Below are 21,957 nucleotides of genomic sequence, written 5' to 3' on the forward strand. Positions count from 1 at the left end.
AAAATCGCTACACTCCACTATTTCTCATGCTTCCGCCTCCTTGTCACCCCTTCAGGAATGTGTCTCAAAACATCCGCTTTGTGAAATAGAAAATCATGCGTCAGCCAGCACTGATTCTTAGTTAAGGTTTTACGCTTTCAGTAGCGACTTTTCCCAGCCTATTAATTTTCCAGGCGCATCAGCTAAAGAAGTCTACCACTTGATTTCCTTATTGGAAGAAAATGCTCTGAAGGCAAGTTCAACCTCTGTAAAAACTAGTGTGCTTGAGGCCGCTAAAAACGCAAGCCAAGAGCTTACAAATTGGCGAAACCTTTCTAGAAGCTTGGAGGGCTTACTAAAAAGTCGTATTTTCTCTCAATTCCAGTGGCACTTGTTGCAGTGATATAAGTTTTACTGATTTAAATAATTAAAGCCCCCAAATTCTAACTGACTTTGGGAGCTAATAATTTTAAGTTCACCGCGACGCCGTTTTACCTAAGTTTATGACCTGGGTTTATCCAGGTGGGAACCTAAATTCCTCGTTTAAAGTTTCCGGGTACATGCCCGGTATACTGCCACGAGAACAGTTGACTCCCTTGTCATTAAAGGCATAGATCAAAAAACTTGATGGCAGTCACCAACGTCGTAGTGCAACTCACTCATTATAGCTTTTCAAAAGATGTTGTGTGTTCAACAGCGAAATTTTCCGATTTATTTACCTGGGATACCAGATAGATTCTATGGTCTGGGCGATCGCGATCGCCATCTCTGGATTTTGATTATCCAGCAAAACAGTGACATGTCCCAATTTCCTCCCAGGACGTGATTCTGTCTTTCCATACCAGTGAAGGTGCGCTTGGGGAATTTCTGCTATTTGTTGACGCTGGCTTTGGTAGTCACTGTGAGAATTTTCATACCCCAATAGGTTTACCATCACAGCGCTGGCGCACTGCAAAGCCGGATTTCCCAAAGGTAAACCACAAACAGCTCGAAGATGCTGCTCAAACTGAGAAGTTTCACAAGCGTCAAGAGAAAAATGCCCAGAATTGTGGGTACGTGGTGCAATTTCATTTACTAGAACTTTGCCATCAGCCCTGAGAAATAGCTCAATTCCAAAAATTCCGACTACTTTTAGGCTATTTAATAGAGTATGTGCGATCGCTTGGATTTCTGCCACTTGATTGGGCGTAATTTCGGCTGGCGCAATCACCCGCCGACACACTTGTTGTTCTTGTTGGGTTTCTACCACTGGATAAGTGACAATTTCTCCCTCCACAGAACGAGCTGCAATTATTGCTAGTTCTTTTTCAAATGGGACAAATTCTTCTAACAAGAAAAGTGATTGATTTAAAGTTTGTGTTGAGATTTCATCACTTAGCTTTTTTTCTAAAGTAGCAAAATCCTGAATTATGAAAGTACCTTGACCATCATAACCGTGACGACGGGATTTGAGGACTGCTGGGAAACCTAAATATTCTATTTTTGATTGAAGATTTTCCACCTCGTCAAGGCCGAAAAATTGAGGAGCTGGTAAGCCCAAGTCGCGTAAATAGCAACGCTGATGATATTTATCTAAAAGAGGAGCTAAAGCTTTTAATCTGGGACGGAAGCAAACGCCTTGCTGTGCCAAACCAGATAAAGCTTGCAGGTTAACAAATTCGTTTTCAAAGGTGATGACATCGCATTTTTGAGCTAATATTTCCGTAGAGCTTGCATCATCAACTGGCGCGAAAACAATTTCTTTGGCGATTGACACGGCCGGGTCGTGTTCGCTAGGAGTTTGTACTACTAATTCTACTCCTAGCTTCTGTGCTGCATCCGCCATCATCCAGGCAAGTTGTCCGCCACCAATTACACCAACACGCTTCATTGACATCCTAGAGAATCACGAGTTTGCACGCCTGTTTTGGAATTCACACCACTGGCTTTGGTGCACAGTTCTTTGATTTGCGCTCTATCCAAAATTGCATCTGTAAAATCTGCACCGTCTATATTTACATCATTAAATATGGCGCGGAGCAAAAGAGCTTCTTTGAAAACTGCATTGCTCAAATCTGCCTTAGTCAAGTTTACCTGATCGACCATTGCATTTGTTAAATCCGCTCCGTGGAGATTTGCTTTTGTCATCACTGAAGCGCTCATAACTGCTCCCCGTAAGTCAGCGTTTGTAAAGTTAGCCAATTCCATATTGGCGTTAGAAAACTCCGCAGCTTGCAAACTCTGTCCAGAAAAATCACGTCTTGATAACTCTGCATTGCTAAATGACAGTGGATGAGTCCAGTCTACTGCCACTGCTGAATCGGCCACACACCAGATAATAATTCCGAGAAGAAATGCTAATGCTTGCCGCCAAAATATATCGAGAGCCAATTTAGTGTATAATCGCTGCATTTAATTACCGCATTTGAATTATTAGCAAGACTGGCTCGTACTAATTGAGACTCGCAGCCTTGCTACTGGACTTGGAGAATGTGTATTTCCGTTGCTTAATATTTTGTAACGCAAAAAGAGTATAAGCTTCTTACTTTAGCAAAATTATCCCTGCTACTTGAGGTAGAGAGTGGCAATCAGCGATCGCACTAAAATTAGATTAGATATCAGAACAATAATTACTAAATAGCGATCGCAATGACTGAGTATAAATTGTTTCTCACATCAAGCAAGCTTTAGCAAAATAGAGACGGGGAGCATAATCTATTGTTGTTGATGAAGATAAAACTTGAAATTCCTAACTCTAAAGGAATAATTTAGCTGAATAAAGCAATATCTACTATGGCCTATGCTTGTTGACTTATTTACAATTCTTCATTTCTGGATTTAAATTTTGCAAGATATAAAAAGTTTTTTTGAGCAGTAATACCCACGGAGTTATTTACAATTCTTGACCTTCTATTTTGCAAGTAAAGTTTGTTGTATTTTAAATTCAACAGCCCCGATCAACTGTTAGTCTTTTAATTAATGAAAGCAAGATTTGAACGTAATTATATGCGTTTCAATTGCTTAACAAAGCTTAAAAGTTCGATAATTAGCGTTAATTTTATAGCGATTAGTTAGTTCTTCAGGAATCTCCCAGAGTTTACATTCACCAAGTACACAACTTCCACAAACCGAACTCCGAAACCCGATGATGAATCATTACTCACTTCAATGGATTGAGGCATGGTGCCAAGAAAATGGCTGGACAGATTTATTTGTTGAGCGACGTAACAACTTCTGGGCTTTCCCTCCGGGTGGGGTAATGCCGGAACCAATTCCAGTTCATGTTCTCAGATTGATTAAAGCCGAAAAAGGACTGACTTTGGAAGAACGATTGTGGTCGCTGTCTGCAGTAGTTGGCACAATCCTAGCTGTTCTTTTTACCTTCTGGTTCCAGTCGCCGATGCCATTAGTTTTAGCTTTCGCTTTTAATGCTGTTACGGTGGCTCAATTTGAACTTGAAGATGCCTAATTTTTATTTTGGGCTTTGCTATTCAAAACTGCTCTTGTCTGCTTTCAGCAAGAGCAGTTTTTAATTTAACAAGAAAGAATTCAGGAGTCAGGAGCCAGAATTATCCAATTGAATTCTGTGCGATTCGCTACCCCTGCAAAGAAACAAGCTACGCGCTGCGCGAACGTAGAGAACGTCTTGATTCTGATGCCTTGGCGGAGCGTCTCAGGCTTCGCTTGTGAATTGTTCTTTAATGATTTGTATAGCAGCCGTCTAGTCTATTAAGACATAACAATTAGAAATCACTAACATTTAAGAGCAGCTAGCAGGTATAGCTATTTTTGCGTGTTTGTTAACGTAGTCCACAAATAATTGCTTCAATCGGGGACTAACGCCAGCGTGTTCAAAGAATCCAAAACCGAGATTTCTCGCTTTTGCTAAGGTTTCCTCTGGTGTTAATCCTTCCTGGATAGCGATACTCAACAGCGCAATTCCAGTCGATCGCATCCCGGCAGCACAATGTACAATCGCTGGTTTCGGGATTTGTTCGAGTGTCGTGAGGATTTTGGTAATCACCTCTTCATTCAAATTTTTTAGATCCACCTTGAGTGGAACATTTTGATAATACAGCCCCAATGCTTCCGCCACTTTTTGCTCATCTTTGGAAAATCCTAGTTCATCAGGCGATCGCAAATTGAGAACGGACTTAAAACCCTCTTGAATAGCTTGCTCAAGCTGTTTCGGTATGATTTGTCCTGTTGTTGTCAAGTTTTCGTTAATTTGTATGGCGTTGATCACATTCACTCCTTTTGATTTTCTAATGTCTGCCAGCTTGGTAAATACTCTAAGGGAGCAAGCTTTGAGAAGATATTCAAAATAAACACAATAAAATTAGCCAAATATCACAAGATATTGCTTGATTACTTCAAAATTTATCTTTTGAAGTTGGTTATTTTTTTGCTTTATCCATAATATACGGTTTGTCGATAGAATTAGTGATAATTAATTTTTTTTATACTTTTTACTGATAAAATTACTGTAATTTATATCTTAAGAGTTATACTATTGGGCAAGTTGCAGGAGCAATTGATCGGAATTTTTGCGAACAAGGGTATCAATAATGACTGTTACAGAACAAATTTCTTCTCTATCCATTGGAATAGTATTGTTCCCAGATGTAACGCAGTTAGATTTTACGGGTCCCTACGAAGTCTTTGCCAAATTGCCAAAGGCGCAATTATATCTGCTGGCGGAAACACTCGAACCAATTCCGAGCGATTGCGGCCTCACTTTTCTACCTGACACAACCTTTGCTCAAGCCCCAGCCTTAGATGTGTTATTTGTGCCAGGAGGCCCAGGTATCAATGCCAAAATGGAAGATGAAAAGTTCCTCGGCTTTCTCAAAACCCAAGGTAAACAAGCCCGCTACGTTACATCTGTCTGCACTGGTTCTCTGCTGCTGGCGGCGGCGGGTTTACTTCAGGGCTATTGCGCCACTACTCACTGGCTATCGTTGGATTTACTTGAGATGTTAGGAGTGAAGACAGTTGCCCAAAGAGTTGTCATCGATCGCAATCGAATTACAGGCAGTGGTGTGACAGCTGGCATTGATTTTGGGCTGGCTCTAGCTGCTGAGTTATTTGGGGAAGCGCTCGCCCAAGCAATTCAACTAAGGATTGAATACAATCCCCAACCACCCTTTAACAGTGGTTCTCCCCAAACTGCCCCTGCGGCTGTACTTGCTCGCGTTATAGATGCAAGTCACAATGTTCAGGAAATCAGACGGCAAATTGTCCAGCGAGTTGTGACTCAATTGCAAACTGCTAATAAATAGCTAGGCGCAAATAATTAGAAGATAGGGTAGATTGTATTAGCGTGAAACACATAACGCACCATTTCCGATTTTCGGTGCATTACGGAAGCCGTAACATACCCTAGAGAACAATTCTTCTTTTTAAACTGGGCAATGACCCAGAACTAAAGTTTTCATTCATACTTCTTTCCTCCTGCCTTCTCCCAAGGGGAGACCCTAAAAGCAATCTGCCTCTGCCTTCTCTTGTAATCTGAATGCCAGTTCTGAACCTATGAGCGCTAAGGAAATATCTCTTCGACCTGCCCAAGAAACAGATGCGTGGGTGCTGAGTGCAATTCATATTGCTGCCATCAAAGCTCTGCCTACAACTTTCTACACCCAAAAAGAACTTTTAGCTTGGCGCAATTACCGTGACAAACCTGATGGTTCAAATATCTTGAAGAGTATGAAAGCAGAATCTTTCTGGGTTGCGATCAAGGGGGATGTTGTTATAGGTTTTGCTAGTTTCATTGTTGATGAACTAATCGGGTTGTATGTCCATCCTAAATATCAAGGTAAAGGGATTGGCCGTGCTTTAGTTCAACATTTTTGCAATGAAGCAACTGAGCAAGGTATAGATAAGGTAATTACAACCGCTAGCCTTTATGCTGAAGGGTTTTATTTACGACTGGGATTTACTGCCATCCAAAAAGCACCTCATTATTTAAGAAGTGGGATAGTTGTTCCAGTTACTAAAATGAGTAAAACATTAGCTACCACACCAAAATCAATTTGAGAAGGTAAATATTTTTAATAACTTTAAAAATACTGGCATCAATATCATTTTCCCAAATTACGACCACTTTTTCTACATATTCTATGATGAAAGGAAGTACTTGCCAGCATAAATGCATAAAACTATCCGTTCATCAACTCTCACCCGTACACGTTTGATAGAAGCCGCCTTGCAGGTATTTGCCAGTTTAGGTGTTCAAGGAGCAACTACCCGTGAAATAGCTCGTGTTGCTGGTGTGAATGAGGTGACTTTATTTCGCCACTTTGCTAGCAAAGAACAACTTCTAGGAGCAGTAATGAAAAATGCCTTGGCACTCCAGACAGAAGCCCTTGCACACTCCGAAGCGTGGACACAGGATCTAAAAATTGATTTAAAACAGTATGCCCATCTTTACAATACTATGCTAGAGACACAGGAGGACTTAATTCGTACCTTCATTGGAGAAGCTAAACGTCATCCAGAGGCAGCCAAACAAGTGATTCAAGAAGCTGCCCAGCCCTTAGCAAAAAAACTGGTAGCTTACCTGCAATCGAGTCAGAAACGAGGCACTGTCAGAGCAGACCTCGATCCATTTCCGGCTGTCGATATATTTACAGGAATGCTGTTAGCTGGAATGCTATGCCGCAGTGCAAAATTCAATCAAGGCAGCTATAGCTGTGAGGACTATATCGAAACCTGTGTAGATATTTTTGTGCGCGGTATCAGTACCACTCCCCTCTAATTTGTCGATGCAGTTGTAAGCCATGAGCCAAATTAGATAATTTATGGCAACAGCAGTGATTCGGAGTTGATGATCTATGAAGACTAATAAAGGTAAGTTCTTTCTGCACGACTCGCTAGCAAAGCGACTCAAGAGGAAATAGATTTAGCGATCGCTACTGCATAATATGTTCAATCTATATAACTACCAGCCTATTTACAAAAATTAAAATCTATGAAAATCTTAAAAGGTAAGGTTGTCAGTGGTTTAGGAAACTTTTCTTACTGGATTGAGAAACTCCAAGAATATTACTTGAGAAAAACGGGGATGAAATTTTTCCCTGGAACTTTAAATATTCAGTTAGATCAACCTTACCATCTCCCGAAAAATGTCATACGTCTGGAAAAGGAAGAATATGGAGGGACTGTTTCTGTGAGCATTGTTCCCTGTCAGATATTTGGCAGAGATGCTTTCATCTTAAGAACAGACAAAAATAATACTGAAAGTGGAGATCATCCGAAAACAATTATTGAGATAGCTTGCAATGTGAAACTTCGGGAGCTATATAACCTTAAAGATAATGATTTGATTGAAGTTGAGACTCACGATGTCAGATTTATCTGAATTAAACAATCTGCTAGGAGATGAAGCGTTAATCCATTATGCGAGTGGTCGGGAGCAAGAGCGGTTATCAAAAGGTGCAGGTTTGCTGGAATTAGCCCGAAGCCAAGAACTTATTAGCCGCTACCTACCGCCTCCTCCCGCAGTGATTTTCGATGTTGGCGGTGGCGCTGGCGTCTATTCTTTTTGGCTGGCTCAACAAGGCTATAAAGTTCATCTCATTGATGCGATTCCTTTGCACATAAAGCAAGCCCAACATTTGTCTCAAGCTCAACCGGAATATCCTTTAGCTAGTTTGGCTGTTGGAGACGCTCGGCAACTCAATCGGGCGGATAATAGCATTGATGCTGTTCTGTTACTTGGGCCTTTGTATCATCTGACCGAGCGCACAGATCGGATTATTGCTTTGGCTGAAGCTCACCGGATCTTAAAAACTGGAGGTTTTGCTTTTGCTGCGGGAGTTTCTCGCTTTGCTTCAACCTTAGATGGATTATTTCGGGGACATTTGGATGATCCAGAGTTTGTAGAGATTGTTAAACAGGATTTGATTGATGGTCAACACCGCAACCCAAACAACCATCCTCGCTACTTTACAAAAACCTTCTTTCATCATCCAGAAGAACTTAGAGCAGAGGTTGAAGAAGCGGGTTTACATTCTGAAAAGATTTTAGCGATTGAAGGGCCAGGCTGGTTATTACAAAACTTTCAGGAACACTGGAATAATGTCGGTCGCCGCGATCGCCTTTTAGAAGCGATTCGCTGGTTAGAAACCGAACCCTCTATATTGGGGATGAGCGCTCACATCATGGCTGTTGCCCGTAAATAGGCGGTAAAGTAGAGCGATCGCCACTAACTAAAAGCGCTTGTTGTTTTGCCAGTACTTGTTCGCGTAATAAGAGTAATTGTCTATCTCTAATGCCTTCTGCGATTAATCCCTCAACTGTTTTCATCAGATAATCAGCGCAGGAACCCAATTTTCCCGATGCGGTGGCAATGCTATTAACAGTAGTTGTGAATGGTATCTGATGAGCGTATCTGGGATGTTGGCGATTGGCAACAAAAGTGATCGCTGGAAATTCCTGCGTACCGTCAAATACCTTTACCCAACGAGCAATGTAGACACCAGCTAACATCTCTCGTCGCCAAATCAGCAGTAATTCAGACGGGACATCAGCAGCAGCAATCCGATAAATAACGCCACGACAGCTACCACCGCGATCGAGTCCTAAGAGTAATCCCGGATTATCTGGAGTACCGCGACCGAGGATCATCCATGTACAGAAGCGCCGATGCCAACCATAAACGATCCCAGGACGGCGCTCGACGTATGTGATTAGAGGATTCCAAATCAGCGAACCGTAGGCAAATATCCAGATATCAGAATTTGGTGGCTGTTGTTGTAGTGTTTTATCGAGCGATCGCTGTAACTCATCTTCACTCAGGGTAGTTAACTTGATTCCAGAGTGTGATGCTTCTAATAGTCTCGTCTGTTTGTTTCCGGCTTCGAGGTCGCTACGATTGAGTGACATAATGCAGATTATTTCTTTTTCTGTAAATCTTCAGTAATTCGCTGTAGACATAATACAAGTTGCTTAAGAACTTGGGCGTTGCAGTCTCTATCCACAACTCCTTGCAAAAAACATTTCATGAATGCCACATTTTCCGCTGATGTGTGGGCTTGTTGAGTTCCAAAGCGGAGTTTGATGGCTAGTACCGCTGCGTAGAAGTCAAAAGTCAAAAGTCAAAAGAATTGTATTCCGGGCTTTTCCTTCATTTGGAATGGTATGTTTATTTCCGCCACGATGTATAGCAAAGTGCTGAGTGCTGAGTGCTGTTAGCGGAAGCAGGGCGTTTAGCCCGTGCTGAGTAGAAACCCAGTTAAATCAAGGCTTTTAGCAATCAACATTGTCCTAACCTATGTGGCTACGGCTATACCCCTCTTCTGTCACTCTCCGAAAACATTTGCCATTTCTGAATTCTAGAGCTTTTGTATAGCAAGCGATGTCTACGACGGGCTACGCCTACGCGCGATTCTTTTCTAAGAACAAATACAAGATCCATTTTTTTCTAATAGTATAGCTTGTATTGATTGTCTCATGAGGCTTCTAGCGATCGCCCTCCCGGAAAGTGACAGAATAGGGATAAGATGGAGTATGATGGCCCCGCCTTTCCCTTCGATCTGACGCGCACCACCAATATTGCAGATGTCGCGGATGCGATCAAAAAATTGCAGATGTCGCGGATGCGATCAAAAAATTGCAGATGTCGCGGATGCGATCAAAAAATTGCAGATGTCGCGGATGCGATCAAAAAATTGCAGATGTCGCGGATGCGATCAAAAACGGTTTTGATGATATGTGGAACCCTGCTTTTTTGCATTACAGTCCCGATGCAGGTAGAATTTACCACGGGAAGTGGTCGGGTTTATCCTTTGCCCATGAAGTCGAGGAGACAGACGACCCCACGAACGATATGTTTCCTGTCCATGAACGGATGCGCGTTCGATACACGGCACGCTCCCAAAGGTTTTGGTATGCACTGCGGTATTGCGACAAAGTGCTTTTTGTTCGTACAGGAATTAGCGATCGCGGTGGTGCGATCAATTTAGTCAACAAGCTGCAAAAACAATGCCAGGGAAAGCCATTTCATCTCTTGCTTCTTTCTCTCCAAAGCGACGATGAGTTTTTAAACCTTCCAAATGTGCTGCATTACAATGTCGAGTTTAATCCCGATCGCATGTATGACGATTTGGAACACTGGATGTACTGCACAGAGGTGATGCAAGGAATTCTAGAATCCTTTGGTATGTCCAGTAAAAACCTCTTTTGGTGGACACCAAAAATACCGAAGGAGTGAGAAATTAGATAGGAGCGATGCCTGCAGCGGGATACGCTTGCGCTCAAGCCCTCCGACTCACTGCTGGCTGGCGCTTTCTGGTATCTCTTTCAGAAAATTTTAGTTATCCTTGAATATGCAATCTAAAAAAGATTGGCTCCGGTGATTAAAGCATTTTCATCCTATGACAGACTCCGGATCAAATGATGATAGCCCGGAATTACTTTCTGTAGCTCAAACTGCCAAGCTACTTGATGTAACTCGTCAGCGAATTCATGACCTAATTAAGAATGGTCAGATTATAGCTCGCAAACTTGGACGTTACTATTACATAGAAGCTGCTGAGGTACAGAGGTATAAGAATCAACCTCCTGGAAAACCCTATCAGCCACGCAGTACAAACTCTCAAGAAAGCTCTATTGACTATTGACAACAGAGTTTCTATACTCAAAGTATACTAATGTACTAAAGGTTAAGTCAATGCTCCCGTTTCAAGCGATCACACCTGATGTTGCAACTCAACAAGGGCTGCAGCAGGTTTACATCAGTGAGCATGGCATACTCTACCAAGGAGACTGCCTTAAACTTCTATCAGCTTTGCCTAATGAGTCAGTGGATCTAGTATTTGCTGACCCACCTTTTAATCTCGGTAAAGAATATGGCGAAGGTATAAGCGATCAGATGGAGGCAGAGCAGTATTTAAGCTGGTCGCAACAGTGGCTTGATGAAAGCATTCGCATACTTAAACCAGGTAGCAGCTTATTTATTTTCAACCTGCCCAAATGGTGTATAGAGTACGGCGCATACCTCAATCGTAAAGGAATGTGGTTTCGGCATTGGATTGCTTGCAGAATGCCAAAGGCTTTTCCTAGAGGTAAAAAAATGTCTCCGGCTCACTACGGACTGATATATTATACAAAAGGGGAGCCAGCCGTTTTCAACAAAATCTACACACCGATTCAACTCTGTCGGCACTGTGGCAAAGAGATTCGTGATTATGGTGGGCATAGAAAAAGCCTCAATGAAAAAGGTATCAACTTAATGGATGTCTGGGATATGCCAGAAGATGTTTGGGAGGATGCCCCTGAAGCATCCACTACTGAAGTTTTATGGACGTTAACTGAGGAGATGTGGACTGATATTCCACCTGTTCGCCATCGTCGGCACAAAAAACGAGTTTCTAATGAACTGGCTCCCATTATGCTGGAGCGGATTATCGCAATGGCATCTGATCCAGGGCAGATTGTGGTTGATCCTTTTGGGGGTTCTGGTACTACATTTTATGCAGCAGAAAAACTACACCGTTATTGGATTGGTTCAGAAATTGGAGATACAGAGCCAGCAGTAGAACGCTTGACTGACTTGGCTAATGGAATTGTAGAGCAATGGGAATCGGCAAGGGGAAGCAAGAAATTGAAACAGGGCAAAACAACTGCATTACAACTGCCTATTCCTTACTCTACATAGCTATTCATGCAAAAAAATTTAGACTAATGCACGACCATCTGTTCCTTTGGTAATCTTTGGTACATTGTTATCTAAAAGATCATGTTCAATCACGAAGATTGCAAGAAAACCTTCTTCAATGCGAACTGCCCGCCAAACATCAAAGTATGGCTCTAGCTCTTCATAATTGCCAATCCGATCAGTTAGATAAGGGTAGAGTTTTCTACTAGGGAGTACCAAGACAGCGCCTAAAAAGACACTCCGTAGTAATCCAAGACTTAGTTTATTCATTGCTCGATGGCTTGAAGAGATATTGCCCGTTTCCCACTCAAGCGCAAAAAGATAGTTGTCAATGATCTTTGTTGCATCTATTTTTCCTGGCGAGCGAGTTGCATAATTAATTGAAGTTTCGAGACTCCAGCCAAATTTATCTCTCAATGCAATCATGCAAGCATCTTTAATTGGCTTAACACCGTTACCGTGCTTTGTTGGATTAATTGTAAAACTGGATGCACCAGGAGGATAAACGATCAAAGAGATAGCATCACGAATTTCAGATCGAATGATATACCAATCGTTTGATTCTTCAAAATTCCCAATACTGATCAAAGAAACTTCTTGAACAATTTTCATACTAACTACTTATATCATGTCCCAACCTAACTTCAAAAATGCTCGTAGTCAGGACTGAAGTCCTTTTAAAATTCGCGTAGCGTCTCGTAGAGAGGACTAAACTCCCCTCACAGGATATCCCAAAAGGATAAGAAAGCAGTAAGTTGAAGTTTAATTGGTGTCATTCCTCAATAGCCTAATGGATGACGGAAATCACCAACCGCTTTGTCAAGTTCTTGAGCGATCGCTAGCAACTCCATCTCGCGCCATCGCTTACCAATAATTTGGATTCCAATTGGTAAGCCATTGTGAGTTTGCCCAATCGGAATCACCACCGCAGGATGACCACTGAGATTAAATGGCATAGTGTAAGCTCCGTTTGCCACTGCATGAGGATAGGATTTGCCGTCTATATCAATAGCGCTCCAAGCCGGACAATGGGTAAATGCAGGAGTTGCTGTCACAGGAGTGAGCCATACATCCCACGCTTCTAAAGCTTCATCGATTTGGGCAATGAAGCGATCGCGCTCGGTGAGTGTCTCGAAATATCCTCTTAAGCTGGGATTCAAAATTTCTGGCAGAAAGCTGCTGAAATTCCCCAGTTTTCGCAATTTTTTGTCACCTTGAGTTGCTGTGCGAAAAAGTAACTCTAAGCTGCGTAGCACATTATAGCGATCCTTGGGTTGGGCGTAGTTGTTGATATATGCTTCCATCCGCCCGCAGAGGTTCCACACTGTCGATAAATCAAAATCTTTGGGAAGCCAGCGTTCAACATAACTACCTGCTTGAGCAAGTTTTTGCACCACTGTCTGTACTGCCGCTCGAATTTCCGCAGCAACGGGAACCTCTACCCATTGATCAATCCAAGCAATTTTAAGATCCTGCAAAGACTTGCCTGATGGAGTATCAAGGGGAATCGGTGGCACATCTGGACGACGCAGATCCGCACCAGCGATCAGCGAGAAACAAAGGCGAATATCTTCGAGTGATCGCCCAAAACAGCCAATAGTCAACATTTGTCGCAAGCATAGCGGCATTCCCGGTACTTCAGGGATACTTCCGGCGGTGGAAATACGGCGATCTGTTGGCTTTAAACCATACACACCAGAGAAAGTTGCAGGCTGGCGCACGGAACCTGCAATATCGTTACCTATATCTAATGGTGAAAGTCCGGCTGCAACAGCAGCAGCACTACCTCCAGAACTGCCACCTGCTGTATACTCAAGATTCCAGGGATTATTTACCCGTGGAAACAGAGAATTTGTACTTTGATAATCACCAGCCAGTTCTGCCATGTTGGTTTTTCCCAGGATAACGGCTCCTGCTGTCCGCAGCCTGGCAACAACGGTGGCATCCTGTTGAGGAATGTAGTCTTTGAGAGGAATGTAACCCGCTGTGGTACGGAGTCCTACTGTTTCAAAAATATCTTTAATCGTCACAGGGACACCGTGCAGAGCGCCCCAGTTTTCTCCTCTAGCTAGGGCTTCATCTGCAAGCTTTGCTCTGGTACGAGCATTGTCTTCGTCTAACGTGCAAATCGCATTCAGCTTTGAGTTGTGTTTATAAATCTGCGCCAGGTAAGCATCGAACACTTCGACAGCAGAGACTTGGCGATCGCGAATCATCTGAGCAAGTTGATGAGCGGGTAGAAAAACTAAGTCACTCATAGGTTGATTTCACGTCATTTGTCAGATTCTAAGTTTCGATCGAGTTAATTATATTTACTTAAGTTTAAGGGGTTACAATCTTCGAGTTGCCTGAGTTGCGTAGCTTGCCGCCGTAGGCATCGCACAACTGAATGGATTTTTTGCCAGATGCCTTTGCGCTGCCAACGTTGAAAATACGAGTATACAGTAAGACAAGCAGGTAAATCATCAGGCATCATTCGCCATGAACAGCCAGCACGCAAGATGTAAAAAATCGCATTTACCACTTTCCGCATATCGATATTGAGTGGTAGCTCAGTTTTTTTCTATTTTCCCAGATTTCGGGCGAGTAGTTGGCGCTGGCGCTGACTTATTTTGCAGAATTGCAATTTCTTGCCGTGCATCTTGATAACTATCTTGTTCCCCTTGCTGTTGGAATAGTTTTGCAGCTTTTTTGAAATCTGCGATCGCACCCCGTTTATTTTTCTGCTTGGTGCGAATCACACCCCGATTATAATAGGCTAAGGCATTGTTAGGATTAATTGCGATCGCTCGTGAATAATCTTGATTTGCAGCTTTTTTATTTCCCAGTTCAAGATAAGCGTTACCACGGTTGTTGTAAGCTGCTATATTATTTGTATCTAGTTTCAGGGCTGCGGTATAATCTTCAATAGCGCCTTTATAATCTCCAAAAGAAAAGCGGTGAATACCTCTGTGAATATAAGCTGCAATAAATTTAGGATCGATCTGTAAAATAGTGTTGTAATCTTCAGTAGCTTCTACTTGATTCCCCAGATCGCTGTAAATATCACCACGATTCAGATAAGCTTCTATGTATTTGGGACTGATATTGATTGCATCTGTATAATCTTTAATTGCTTCATATTTTTGTTTATTAATAGATTGAGTTAAACCCCTTTGATAATAAGCTTTGGCATCGCTAGGATTAATCTTAATTACTTTATCAAAATCTTGGATTGCTTCAAGTCTTTGTTTGAGGCGGCGGTGGAGAATACCTCGTTGCAAGTAGGCTTCAGTATACTGAGGTTTGAGAGTGATCGCTTTGCTAAAATCTTCAATCGCACTTTTATTATCCTTCAATTGAGCACGAGCTAATCCTCGTCCATAGTAAGGGTATGCATCTTTAGAATTTAACTTTATTGCTTGAGTATAATCTGCGATCGCATCTTTATACTTGCCTAATTCCGAAAAAGCAAATCCTCGGTCAAAATAGGCATTAGCATCTTGAGGATTCAGTAAAATAGCTTGGCTAGAATCTGCTTGTGCTTGCTCGTAATCTCCTAATCGATAATAAGCATCACCTCGCCGATTATAAGCTAAAGCGTTTTGCGGCTCTAATTCAATAATGTGATTGAAATCTTCAACTGCTCCTTCATAGTTTCCTGACTCATATTTATTTACTCCCTCTTGGTATAATGTCTGTTGGGCATCACTTACAAGTTTTGGCGATCTCAATTGCCACGCTGCAACACTAAGGGTAATACAGCCAGCTATCCCCGCTAGAACTAGTAATAATTTTTTCTGATGCTGTTTTTGTCGATTGTCATCAACATTTATTAACTTTTTCAAGTCGTCTAAAACTTCGGTTGCATACTGGTAGCGCTTACGATAGTCAAAACGCACCATTTTATTAATAATTTTTGCTAATTTTCTGTTAACTTTTAGATTTTTATCGTGCCAAAGTATTTCACCCGTCAGCTTATTTTTCTGACTTCGCAAATTAGATATTTCCTTTGTAGGTAAACCTTTTAGTGCTGCGATCGCAACCATACCTAAAGCATATATATCACTGTTGTACTTGAGGTTGCCGTTAATTTGTTCTATAGGCATATACTCGGAATTGTCAACAGTATTATCGATCGCTTCATTAAAAGTACCCAAATTAACCAAAACTAACTTTTTATCTGATTCCCGACGAATAATATTTGCTGGTTTAAGATCCCGATGAATTACGCCATAGCTATGTACAACCACTAAAGTTTCTAATATCTCTGACAAAAGACTAATTACTTGGTCTTCCTTGAGAAGCTTTCCCTGAATAATTTCGTCAGTTAAAGAATTACCAGGTATAAATTCTTGAACTAGATAAAATTCTTCATTTTCTTCAAAAGAAGCAATGAGCTTTTGAATTTTATCCTGTTCTTGTCCGAGTTTTTCTAAAGTTGCCGCCTTACTGGCAAACAAGCGGCGTAGGATTGTTAAAGATTGAGGATTGCTATTAGGAATAAATAACTGCTTTACTATAAATTCTTTACCATTAAGACTAACATCTTCAACTAGATAGGTTTTCTCTTTTTCCCCATCATTGAGAACTTTTAGTATTTGATAATGTCCATCTAGTAAATGACTATTCATCAATATAAATTATAGTCTGATAAATTGTTCGATTATAGCTTACGTGTTATTACTACTGATTTTAAAATATAAATATTTATTTATTAAGCAACTTCAAATGAGATCGAGGCGTGGGCTGCTACTGCGTGTATATTGCAAAGTCCCTCTCCCAAGCTTGGGAGAGGGATTTAGGGTGAGGGCTTTTGATTCAGGTTTTATACTGGAACGACAAATTTCTCGCTACCAGCTAGTTCAAAGGCTGCATGAATGGCTTGCAAAGCTTTAACACCTTCCTCTTGCGCCACAACACAACTAATTTTGATTTCGGAAGTGGCAATCATTTGAATATTGATTTCTTGTTTGGCTAAAGCTTCAAACATTTTAGCAGCAACACCTGGTTGTCCTACCATACCTGCACCGACAATACTCACCTTAGCGATCGCACTATCTAAAACAACTTCACCCCATCCTAATTCTGCCGCTACTTGAGTAAGCATTTTTTTGGCATTTTCCCCATCTATCTGCGAGACTGTAAAGGCAATATCTCGCCTGGGAACACCATCAATCACCCGACAGCGCTGAGATTGGATAATCATATCAACGCTAATATTATGTCGCGCTAATAGTCCAAATAATTTCGCCGCCATCCCCGGACGATCTGGCAATTGGCGAATCGCAAGACGCGCTTGGTTCAAATCAAGGGCAACGCCGCGAACCGGGGGAGAGGGAGGAGATAAGGGAGACAAGGGAGAGGGGGAAGATAAGAGAGAGGGGGGAGACAAGGGAGAAATTTGTTCAATGATTCTTCCTTGTCCCCCTTGTCCCCTTGTCCCCCCTTCCCCTGCTTCGATCTCAAAAGCAGTGCGGAGTGCGCTAACGGCGCGATCGCATTCGGCGGCATTGACTACGCAACTTACTTTCACTTCGCTGGTGGAAATCATTTGAATATTCACGCCAGCTTCAGCTAATGTGGCAAACATCTTTGCAGCTACACCAGGACGGCCAATCATTCCTGCGCCTGCGATGCTGACTTTGGCAATGTTATTTTCTACCATTACCTCGGCTTCGTCAAATTTGGGGTTAGATTGACTCCTCAGTGCTGGGGCGATCGCTGTTGCTACTGCTTCTGCCCGTTTTAATATTGGTGTTGTCACCGTAAAGGCAATGTCATTACTGTTACCTTCATGAACTGACTGAATAATCAAATCTACATCTACTTTTTGCCGAGAAATTTCGCCAAATAACCTGGCTGCAACACCTGGTTTGTCGGGGACGCGCAACAAAGCGACCTTTGCTTGATTAGTGTCAAATTCTACATGATCTACAGGACGGGCAATTTCTAAATTAATCAGCGATCGCCCTTGGGGTTTGGCTGATGTCACCCAAGTACCTGGTTGATCCGTCCAGCTAGACCTAACTACAAGGGGAACACCGTAGTTACGGGCAATTTCCACAGCACGGGGATGCAACACTTTTGCGCCCAAGCTAGCTAATTCCAACATTTCATCGCAGCTGATGGCATCCATCAACTGGGCTTCGGCAACTAAGCGGGGGTCTGTAGTCAGAATCCCTGGAACGTCTGTATAAATTTCGCAAAAATTTGCTTTTAATGCGGCGGCGATCGCCACTGCTGAGGTGTCAGAACCACCACGACCCAAAGTTGTAATTTCCATCTCTCCGACGCTGGATATACCTTGGAAGCCAGCTACTACAACTACTTTACCTGCATTTATGTGGCGAGTTAGGCGAGTAGTTTCAATATGCAAAATCCGAGCGCGGCTGTGTTCAGCCTCAGTAACAATTCCTACCTGAGCGCCAGTCATGGAAATTGCAGGCTGTCTGAGTTCTTGCAATGCCATACTGAGTAAGGCAATAGTTACTTGTTCGCCAGTAGAAAGCAGCATATCCATTTCCCGGCGGTTAGGATTTGGAGAAATTTCAGTAGCTAGTTTGACGAGTCCATCGGTGGTTTTGCCCATTGCCGAAACTACTACGACAATAGAGTTTCCAGCTTTAACAGTTTTATAAACACGCTGTGCAACAGCTTGAATACGTTCGACTGAACCGACAGATGTACCACCGTATTTCTGAACTATGAGCGCCATAACTTTTTATTTAATCAATTGTGCCTGCTTTCACCAACGCTTCCGCCTGGTAAGGAAGCCTTCAAGGCTTATCAGTTATATAGTTTACTAAATATCGTGGCGAATGCCCCATGATAATTGATTATTCAAAAACTACATCTTCGTAGAGTGCTGCCATTGTTTCCTCAAAATCCACGCTGTTGAGTCGAAATGATTGATGTTCTGCTGTGTAAGATTGTAAAACCCACAACCCTTGCTCATTACGTCGAAAGCACTCAACTCGTTGGCGTTTTGTATTAATTAAAACATATTCTTGCAGACTTTCCAGGGTTTGATAATCGGCGAATTTATCGCCCCGGTCAAAGGCTTCGGTAGAATTAGATAAAACTTCGACAATTAAACAGGGAAATCTTTTATAACCTGGCGTTTCTTGATCTCGTTGGTCGCAAGTAACCATAACATCGGGATAATAAAAGCGATTCAGAGATTCAATTCGGGCTTTCATGTCAACAATGTAAACACGACATCCAGAGCCGCGCAGATGATTACGGAGGAGAGATGCCAGGTTAAGAGCAATGGTAACGTGTGGATCTAGCGCTCCAGCCATTGCGTAAATGTAGCCGTTTATATATTCATGCTTGATATTGCTCAGTTCCTCCACTTGGAGGTATTCTTCAACGGTGACGTAGTTTTGTTGGGGCGAGGCTATCATAGTTGAAACTTTAGGATTTGAGTGATACTGATTTCTAGGGTAGCGTTTGCTGTGGATTGAAGTTAGTTTTTGAGAGAGATTTTGGAGAGATCTATTTTATGTTAGGTCTAGATAGAATTACATTTGACCCTAGCATTATGGGTAGACAAGCTTGCATTCGCGGAATGCGAATTCTGGTTTCTTTATTAGTCAATTTGGTAGCTAATGGAAAACCTGTAGAAGAAATTTTAGAAGAATATCCTGATTTAATCGATAAGCTTTTTTACAACTTTCTCTAAAGAAAAGCGATCGCCTCTAGCAGTCAGGGCAAATGCATCTAAATTACTCTTGATCGCAAACAAGGTTAAGAACCAACGACAAAATCGGCATTTCTCGTTTGGTTTAGTTTCCAAGACTCAAAGCGATGTCTACAATGGTCACTGAGCTTGTCGAAGTGCAGGCTACGCCTACGCTAAATTTATGTCAATAAGCGGCGATTAATAGAATTACCTTCCAGCCTATTGAGAATAAAATCTTCTTGTTGATATGATGAGTTTGCCCTGCACTGATGGTTGATTAGTTTGCAGTCGTTATATGAAATCATCAGTCATTACTGAACGGATATATAGTCAAGCTCACTATCTTTGCATTTCCCCCTGTTACATACATCCTGAACTGTTTATTGGATGCATCAGGAAAGAATAAACCGCTTAACACGACTCGTCCATCGCCCGCAAACACTTCTACCGAACTTCGATCCACGAGAATCCGAAGTTTTAAGATGCTATTATTCGTACCAGATACCACAATAGGCACCTGAGCGATCTGCGATCTTGTACTGGGTTGGGCGTTCGTTGAATCTGACATGAGTTGCTGATTTATTGGTGCTGCAAGCGGAACAGAGGCAGACAACCATTGACCGATAAACCCAGACTCTTGTTGAGTTAATTCTGAAGTCGATCCACCCGCTTCAGAAGCAGAGCGCGTTAGTGATAGCTGTCCCTTGTCGGCACCAGTACGTCGCCATGTCAACACCATTCCTTGCCCTGTATTACCTGCTCGAAGCTGAATCTTGATTTGGGAGTTGACTTTGGGCAAACCCGCGACATCAATTGCTAGGTCAGCATCGAATGCCGTGGAACGAAAATTCTTCAGCTCATCTGGTGTCCTGTTGGTCAGGGGTTTATTCTCTAGCCGAGTAACACGCCCAAGCGCAGAATTTCTTAGAACCACTAGTTCTTGAACTGGAGTTTGAGTCAGCCAATAGGTGCCATTATCTCTAATCAGCCCCAAGTCTCGCGGAATGCTCAACTGCCCTCGCCAGGGCGTTGTTGGAACTTGGTGAGCGTAATGCCAATTATCTTGCCAGGCCGCTAAGATTCGTCGTCCTGGAGTGTTAGACCAGGTTTGAGGTGCATAAAAATCTGACCCAAAATCTAAAAGTCGAGGCTGTGACTCCTGCTTGAACTGCTTACCATCAAATTTGCCGATGATATAGAGACTACGTGAAGTGAAATTTCGTGACTTTTCACATTCCTTTTTGGGAGCAGGGGCAGTGAGCGGCATTCCGGTACTGTCTCGAAAACCCTGGCAGGCCACGGGCGGGAAGAACCCTTCGCTGTAGGTCAGCACCCACTTGGTTTCGCTAGTCTTGGAATTGCTGACGGGTAACTCAATCAAATCTGGGGTTTCGACAAAAGGGCCTAAAGTGGTGAGGCTGCTGTAGAGCGGGAGAGAGGACAGGAGATTCCACTGTTTGAGATTCGCAGACTCGTAAAGCTCGATTTTGTCTCCAACAGCTAATACCATGATCCAGCGCCCCTTATAGGGGAATACCTTCGGATCTCGAAAATCTGGTTTCGGAGGTGTCAAGTTAGGCAACACACTCTCCGGTATTTTAAAGGATTCGCCTCCATCGCAGCTAGCAGCAAGCCACTGATCCTGGAGGGCGAGAATCGGAGTGTTCTTCGTGAATATAGAAGCAATACAAAGGTTTGAGCAGTCGCAGGATGACTGTTTTGCGGCCTCACCACTAACGACCACCGCCGACCCCGAAAAGGGAGACCAGACTTGATTTTGATCGTCACTACTGCCAAGAAGATCCATCGGCGGATTGAACATAGCGTCTCTGCGCCCAGACCAGTGAACCAAATCAGTGCTAACCGCATGTCCCCAGTTTAGTTGACCTCCATTATCGCGGGAGAACGGAACTGCCTGATAATAGAGATGGTACTTCCCATTGACGTAGACAAGACCGTTGGGATCGTTCATCCATCCCCATGAGGGGGCAAAATGAAACAAAGGTCTCCATGAACTGTTGGGATATGCCTGCACATTCAGCCGAACTGTTTCAGAACCTCCCTTGGAGTAATAAAGGTTTGGGGCGATTTTAACCGTCAGGTTAAAATTCTGATCTTTAGGGACATTGAGAGGCACAGCAACTTCCAGTACAACCTGCCCTTTGGCTCTACCCTGTGCAAGTCCTTTCTTACTAAGAAGCCTGACACCAATTCGTGCATCTGAGGAAGCGACCGTAGTCGCAAAATCAATCCCATCTCCTATGACAGTAATACGACGTGTTTCACCTTGATGAACACCACCACCTCCAACAACCTTTTCGATCGCAGACCGAGCAGGAGCAGGAAAAATTAACAAAGCTGCGGTCGCATAGAGCATAGAAACAATACGCACCTTCATCGCTCTTCTCCAAAGAATATCCCTACAATTCCGGCTGAAACTTCACCACCTTGACGCAAGGAAGTGAATGGATGCATTATATGATTTCAAATTTTCATAGTAAAATTTAATGCAGCAAACAAAGCTTCCACTCCTCTAAAAATTAATAACTCCTAACAATTTGGACTTATTTGTTCAAAGTCCAATCACTAAGAAAGCGGAACCAAAAAACTTTAAAAGCTGCTTTAGATTTACACTTCTCTTGTAGAGCGATGTTTCCGACGGGCTACGCCTACG

The 21,957-nt window shown here is 42.6% G+C and carries 20 protein-coding genes, 1 other RNA gene and 2 pseudogenes; 10 read left to right on the forward strand and 13 right to left on the reverse strand.

What is annotated here, in order from left to right:
• Positions 1-450 precede the first annotated feature (450 nt).
• The 3 genes from ssrS to HWQ58_RS34625 form a co-directional block, all read right to left on the reverse strand.
• Positions 451-634: non-coding RNA, 6S RNA (ssrS, locus tag HWQ58_RS34615), on the reverse strand.
• 60 nt (positions 635-694) lie between these two features.
• Positions 695-1,849 (reverse strand): 5-(carboxyamino)imidazole ribonucleotide synthase, encoded by a 1,155-nt coding sequence (locus HWQ58_RS34620; protein ID WP_292872950.1) that lies wholly within the window; start codon positions 1,847-1,849, stop codon positions 695-697.
• A complete protein-coding gene (locus tag HWQ58_RS34625) occupies positions 1,846-2,370 on the reverse strand; it encodes a pentapeptide repeat-containing protein (protein WP_292872835.1) in 525 nt (174 codons plus the stop codon). The genes HWQ58_RS34620 and HWQ58_RS34625 overlap by 4 nt, the downstream gene beginning before the upstream one ends.
• A 733-nt stretch (positions 2,371-3,103) precedes the next feature.
• Here HWQ58_RS34625 and HWQ58_RS34630 point away from each other — a divergent pair.
• Positions 3,104-3,427 carry a hypothetical protein gene (locus HWQ58_RS34630; protein ID WP_292872837.1) on the forward strand — a complete coding sequence of 108 codons (324 nt, stop codon included), beginning with the start codon at positions 3,104-3,106 and terminating at the stop codon, positions 3,425-3,427.
• 291 nt (positions 3,428-3,718) lie between these two features.
• Here HWQ58_RS34630 and HWQ58_RS34635 read toward each other — a convergent pair whose 3' ends face one another.
• Positions 3,719-4,204: a sulfur transferase domain-containing protein gene (locus HWQ58_RS34635; protein WP_292872839.1), complete on the reverse strand. Its 486-nt coding sequence runs from the start codon at positions 4,202-4,204 to the stop codon at positions 3,719-3,721.
• Between the two features lie 322 nt (positions 4,205-4,526).
• On the opposite strand from HWQ58_RS34635, the gene HWQ58_RS34640 reads away from it, so the two are divergent.
• The 5 genes from HWQ58_RS34640 to HWQ58_RS34660 all read left to right on the forward strand — a co-directional run bounded on the left by HWQ58_RS34640 (position 4,527) and on the right by HWQ58_RS34660 (position 8,141).
• Positions 4,527-5,240, forward strand: a complete 714-nt coding sequence (locus HWQ58_RS34640) for a DJ-1/PfpI family protein (protein ID WP_292872841.1) — start codon at positions 4,527-4,529, stop codon at positions 5,238-5,240.
• 250 nt (positions 5,241-5,490) lie between these two features.
• Entirely contained in the window at positions 5,491-5,994 is a 504-nt protein-coding gene (locus tag HWQ58_RS34645) for a GNAT family N-acetyltransferase (RefSeq protein ID WP_292872843.1), read from the forward strand.
• Between the two features lie 112 nt (positions 5,995-6,106).
• On the forward strand, positions 6,107-6,715 hold the full coding sequence (locus tag HWQ58_RS34650; protein ID WP_292872845.1) for a TetR/AcrR family transcriptional regulator: 609 nt from the start codon (positions 6,107-6,109) through the stop codon (positions 6,713-6,715).
• A gap of 213 nt (positions 6,716-6,928) precedes the next feature.
• Complete coding sequence (locus HWQ58_RS34655; protein ID WP_292872847.1) at positions 6,929-7,318, forward strand: DUF120 domain-containing protein; 390 nt, start codon at positions 6,929-6,931, stop codon at positions 7,316-7,318.
• Positions 7,302-8,141, forward strand: coding sequence for a class I SAM-dependent methyltransferase (locus tag HWQ58_RS34660; RefSeq protein WP_292872849.1), 840 nt, complete (start codon positions 7,302-7,304; stop codon positions 8,139-8,141). The genes HWQ58_RS34655 and HWQ58_RS34660 overlap by 17 nt, the downstream gene beginning before the upstream one ends.
• Here the strand turns inward: HWQ58_RS34660 and HWQ58_RS34665 are convergent.
• Complete coding sequence (locus HWQ58_RS34665) at positions 8,119-8,844, reverse strand: gamma-glutamylcyclotransferase (protein ID WP_292872851.1); 726 nt, start codon at positions 8,842-8,844, stop codon at positions 8,119-8,121. The genes HWQ58_RS34660 and HWQ58_RS34665 overlap by 23 nt on opposite strands.
• A 34-nt stretch (positions 8,845-8,878) precedes the next feature.
• Positions 8,879-9,053 (reverse strand): annotated as a pseudogene (locus HWQ58_RS34670) (biliverdin-producing heme oxygenase); the annotation flags it as partial.
• Positions 9,054-9,586: 533 nt separating this feature from the next.
• Between HWQ58_RS34670 and HWQ58_RS34675 the strand changes: the two are divergent.
• The 3 genes from HWQ58_RS34675 to HWQ58_RS34685 all read left to right on the forward strand — a co-directional run bounded on the left by HWQ58_RS34675 (position 9,587) and on the right by HWQ58_RS34685 (position 11,617).
• The gene (locus HWQ58_RS34675; RefSeq protein WP_292872853.1) at positions 9,587-10,171 is read left to right on the forward strand and encodes a hypothetical protein; all 585 of its coding nucleotides are present in this window, start codon (positions 9,587-9,589) and stop codon (positions 10,169-10,171) included.
• A 163-nt stretch (positions 10,172-10,334) separates the two neighbouring features.
• Positions 10,335-10,580 (forward strand): helix-turn-helix domain-containing protein, encoded by a 246-nt coding sequence (locus tag HWQ58_RS34680; RefSeq protein ID WP_292872855.1) that lies wholly within the window; start codon positions 10,335-10,337, stop codon positions 10,578-10,580.
• A 50-nt stretch (positions 10,581-10,630) separates the two neighbouring features.
• On the forward strand, positions 10,631-11,617 hold the full coding sequence (locus HWQ58_RS34685; protein WP_292872857.1) for a site-specific DNA-methyltransferase: 987 nt from the start codon (positions 10,631-10,633) through the stop codon (positions 11,615-11,617).
• Between the two features lie 18 nt (positions 11,618-11,635).
• Here the strand turns inward: HWQ58_RS34685 and HWQ58_RS34690 are convergent, their stop codons facing one another.
• From HWQ58_RS34690 to HWQ58_RS34715, 6 genes and pseudogenes are all read right to left on the reverse strand, one after another.
• Positions 11,636-12,229, reverse strand: coding sequence for a restriction endonuclease (locus tag HWQ58_RS34690; RefSeq protein WP_292872859.1), 594 nt, complete (start codon positions 12,227-12,229; stop codon positions 11,636-11,638).
• Positions 12,230-12,396: 167 nt separating this feature from the next.
• A complete protein-coding gene (locus tag HWQ58_RS34695) occupies positions 12,397-13,875 on the reverse strand; it encodes an amidase (protein ID WP_292872861.1) in 1,479 nt (492 codons plus the stop codon).
• A gap of 119 nt (positions 13,876-13,994) precedes the next feature.
• A pseudogene (locus HWQ58_RS34700) lies at positions 13,995-14,165 on the reverse strand (transposase); the annotation flags it as partial.
• A gap of 4 nt (positions 14,166-14,169) precedes the next feature.
• The gene (locus tag HWQ58_RS34705; RefSeq protein ID WP_292872863.1) at positions 14,170-16,230 is read right to left on the reverse strand and encodes a tetratricopeptide repeat protein; all 2,061 of its coding nucleotides are present in this window, start codon (positions 16,228-16,230) and stop codon (positions 14,170-14,172) included.
• A 194-nt stretch (positions 16,231-16,424) separates the two neighbouring features.
• Positions 16,425-18,314, reverse strand: coding sequence for an aspartate kinase (locus HWQ58_RS34710; RefSeq protein ID WP_292872865.1), 1,890 nt, complete (start codon positions 18,312-18,314; stop codon positions 16,425-16,427).
• Positions 18,315-18,435: 121 nt separating this feature from the next.
• Complete coding sequence (locus HWQ58_RS34715; RefSeq protein ID WP_292872867.1) at positions 18,436-19,005, reverse strand: Uma2 family endonuclease; 570 nt, start codon at positions 19,003-19,005, stop codon at positions 18,436-18,438.
• A gap of 98 nt (positions 19,006-19,103) precedes the next feature.
• Here HWQ58_RS34715 and HWQ58_RS34720 point away from each other — a divergent pair, with 98 nt between their 5' ends.
• Positions 19,104-19,283 carry a DUF433 domain-containing protein gene (locus tag HWQ58_RS34720; RefSeq protein ID WP_292872869.1) on the forward strand — a complete coding sequence of 60 codons (180 nt, stop codon included), beginning with the start codon at positions 19,104-19,106 and terminating at the stop codon, positions 19,281-19,283.
• A 304-nt stretch (positions 19,284-19,587) separates the two neighbouring features.
• Here the strand turns inward: HWQ58_RS34720 and HWQ58_RS34725 are convergent, their stop codons facing one another.
• Positions 19,588-21,681, reverse strand: a complete 2,094-nt coding sequence (locus tag HWQ58_RS34725; protein WP_292872871.1) for a glycoside hydrolase family 32 protein — start codon at positions 21,679-21,681, stop codon at positions 19,588-19,590.
• Positions 21,682-21,957 lie beyond the last annotated feature (276 nt).

The organism is Nostoc sp. LPT (genome assembly GCF_017115165.1).
Taxonomy (GTDB): domain Bacteria; phylum Cyanobacteriota; class Cyanobacteriia; order Cyanobacteriales; family Nostocaceae; genus Nostoc.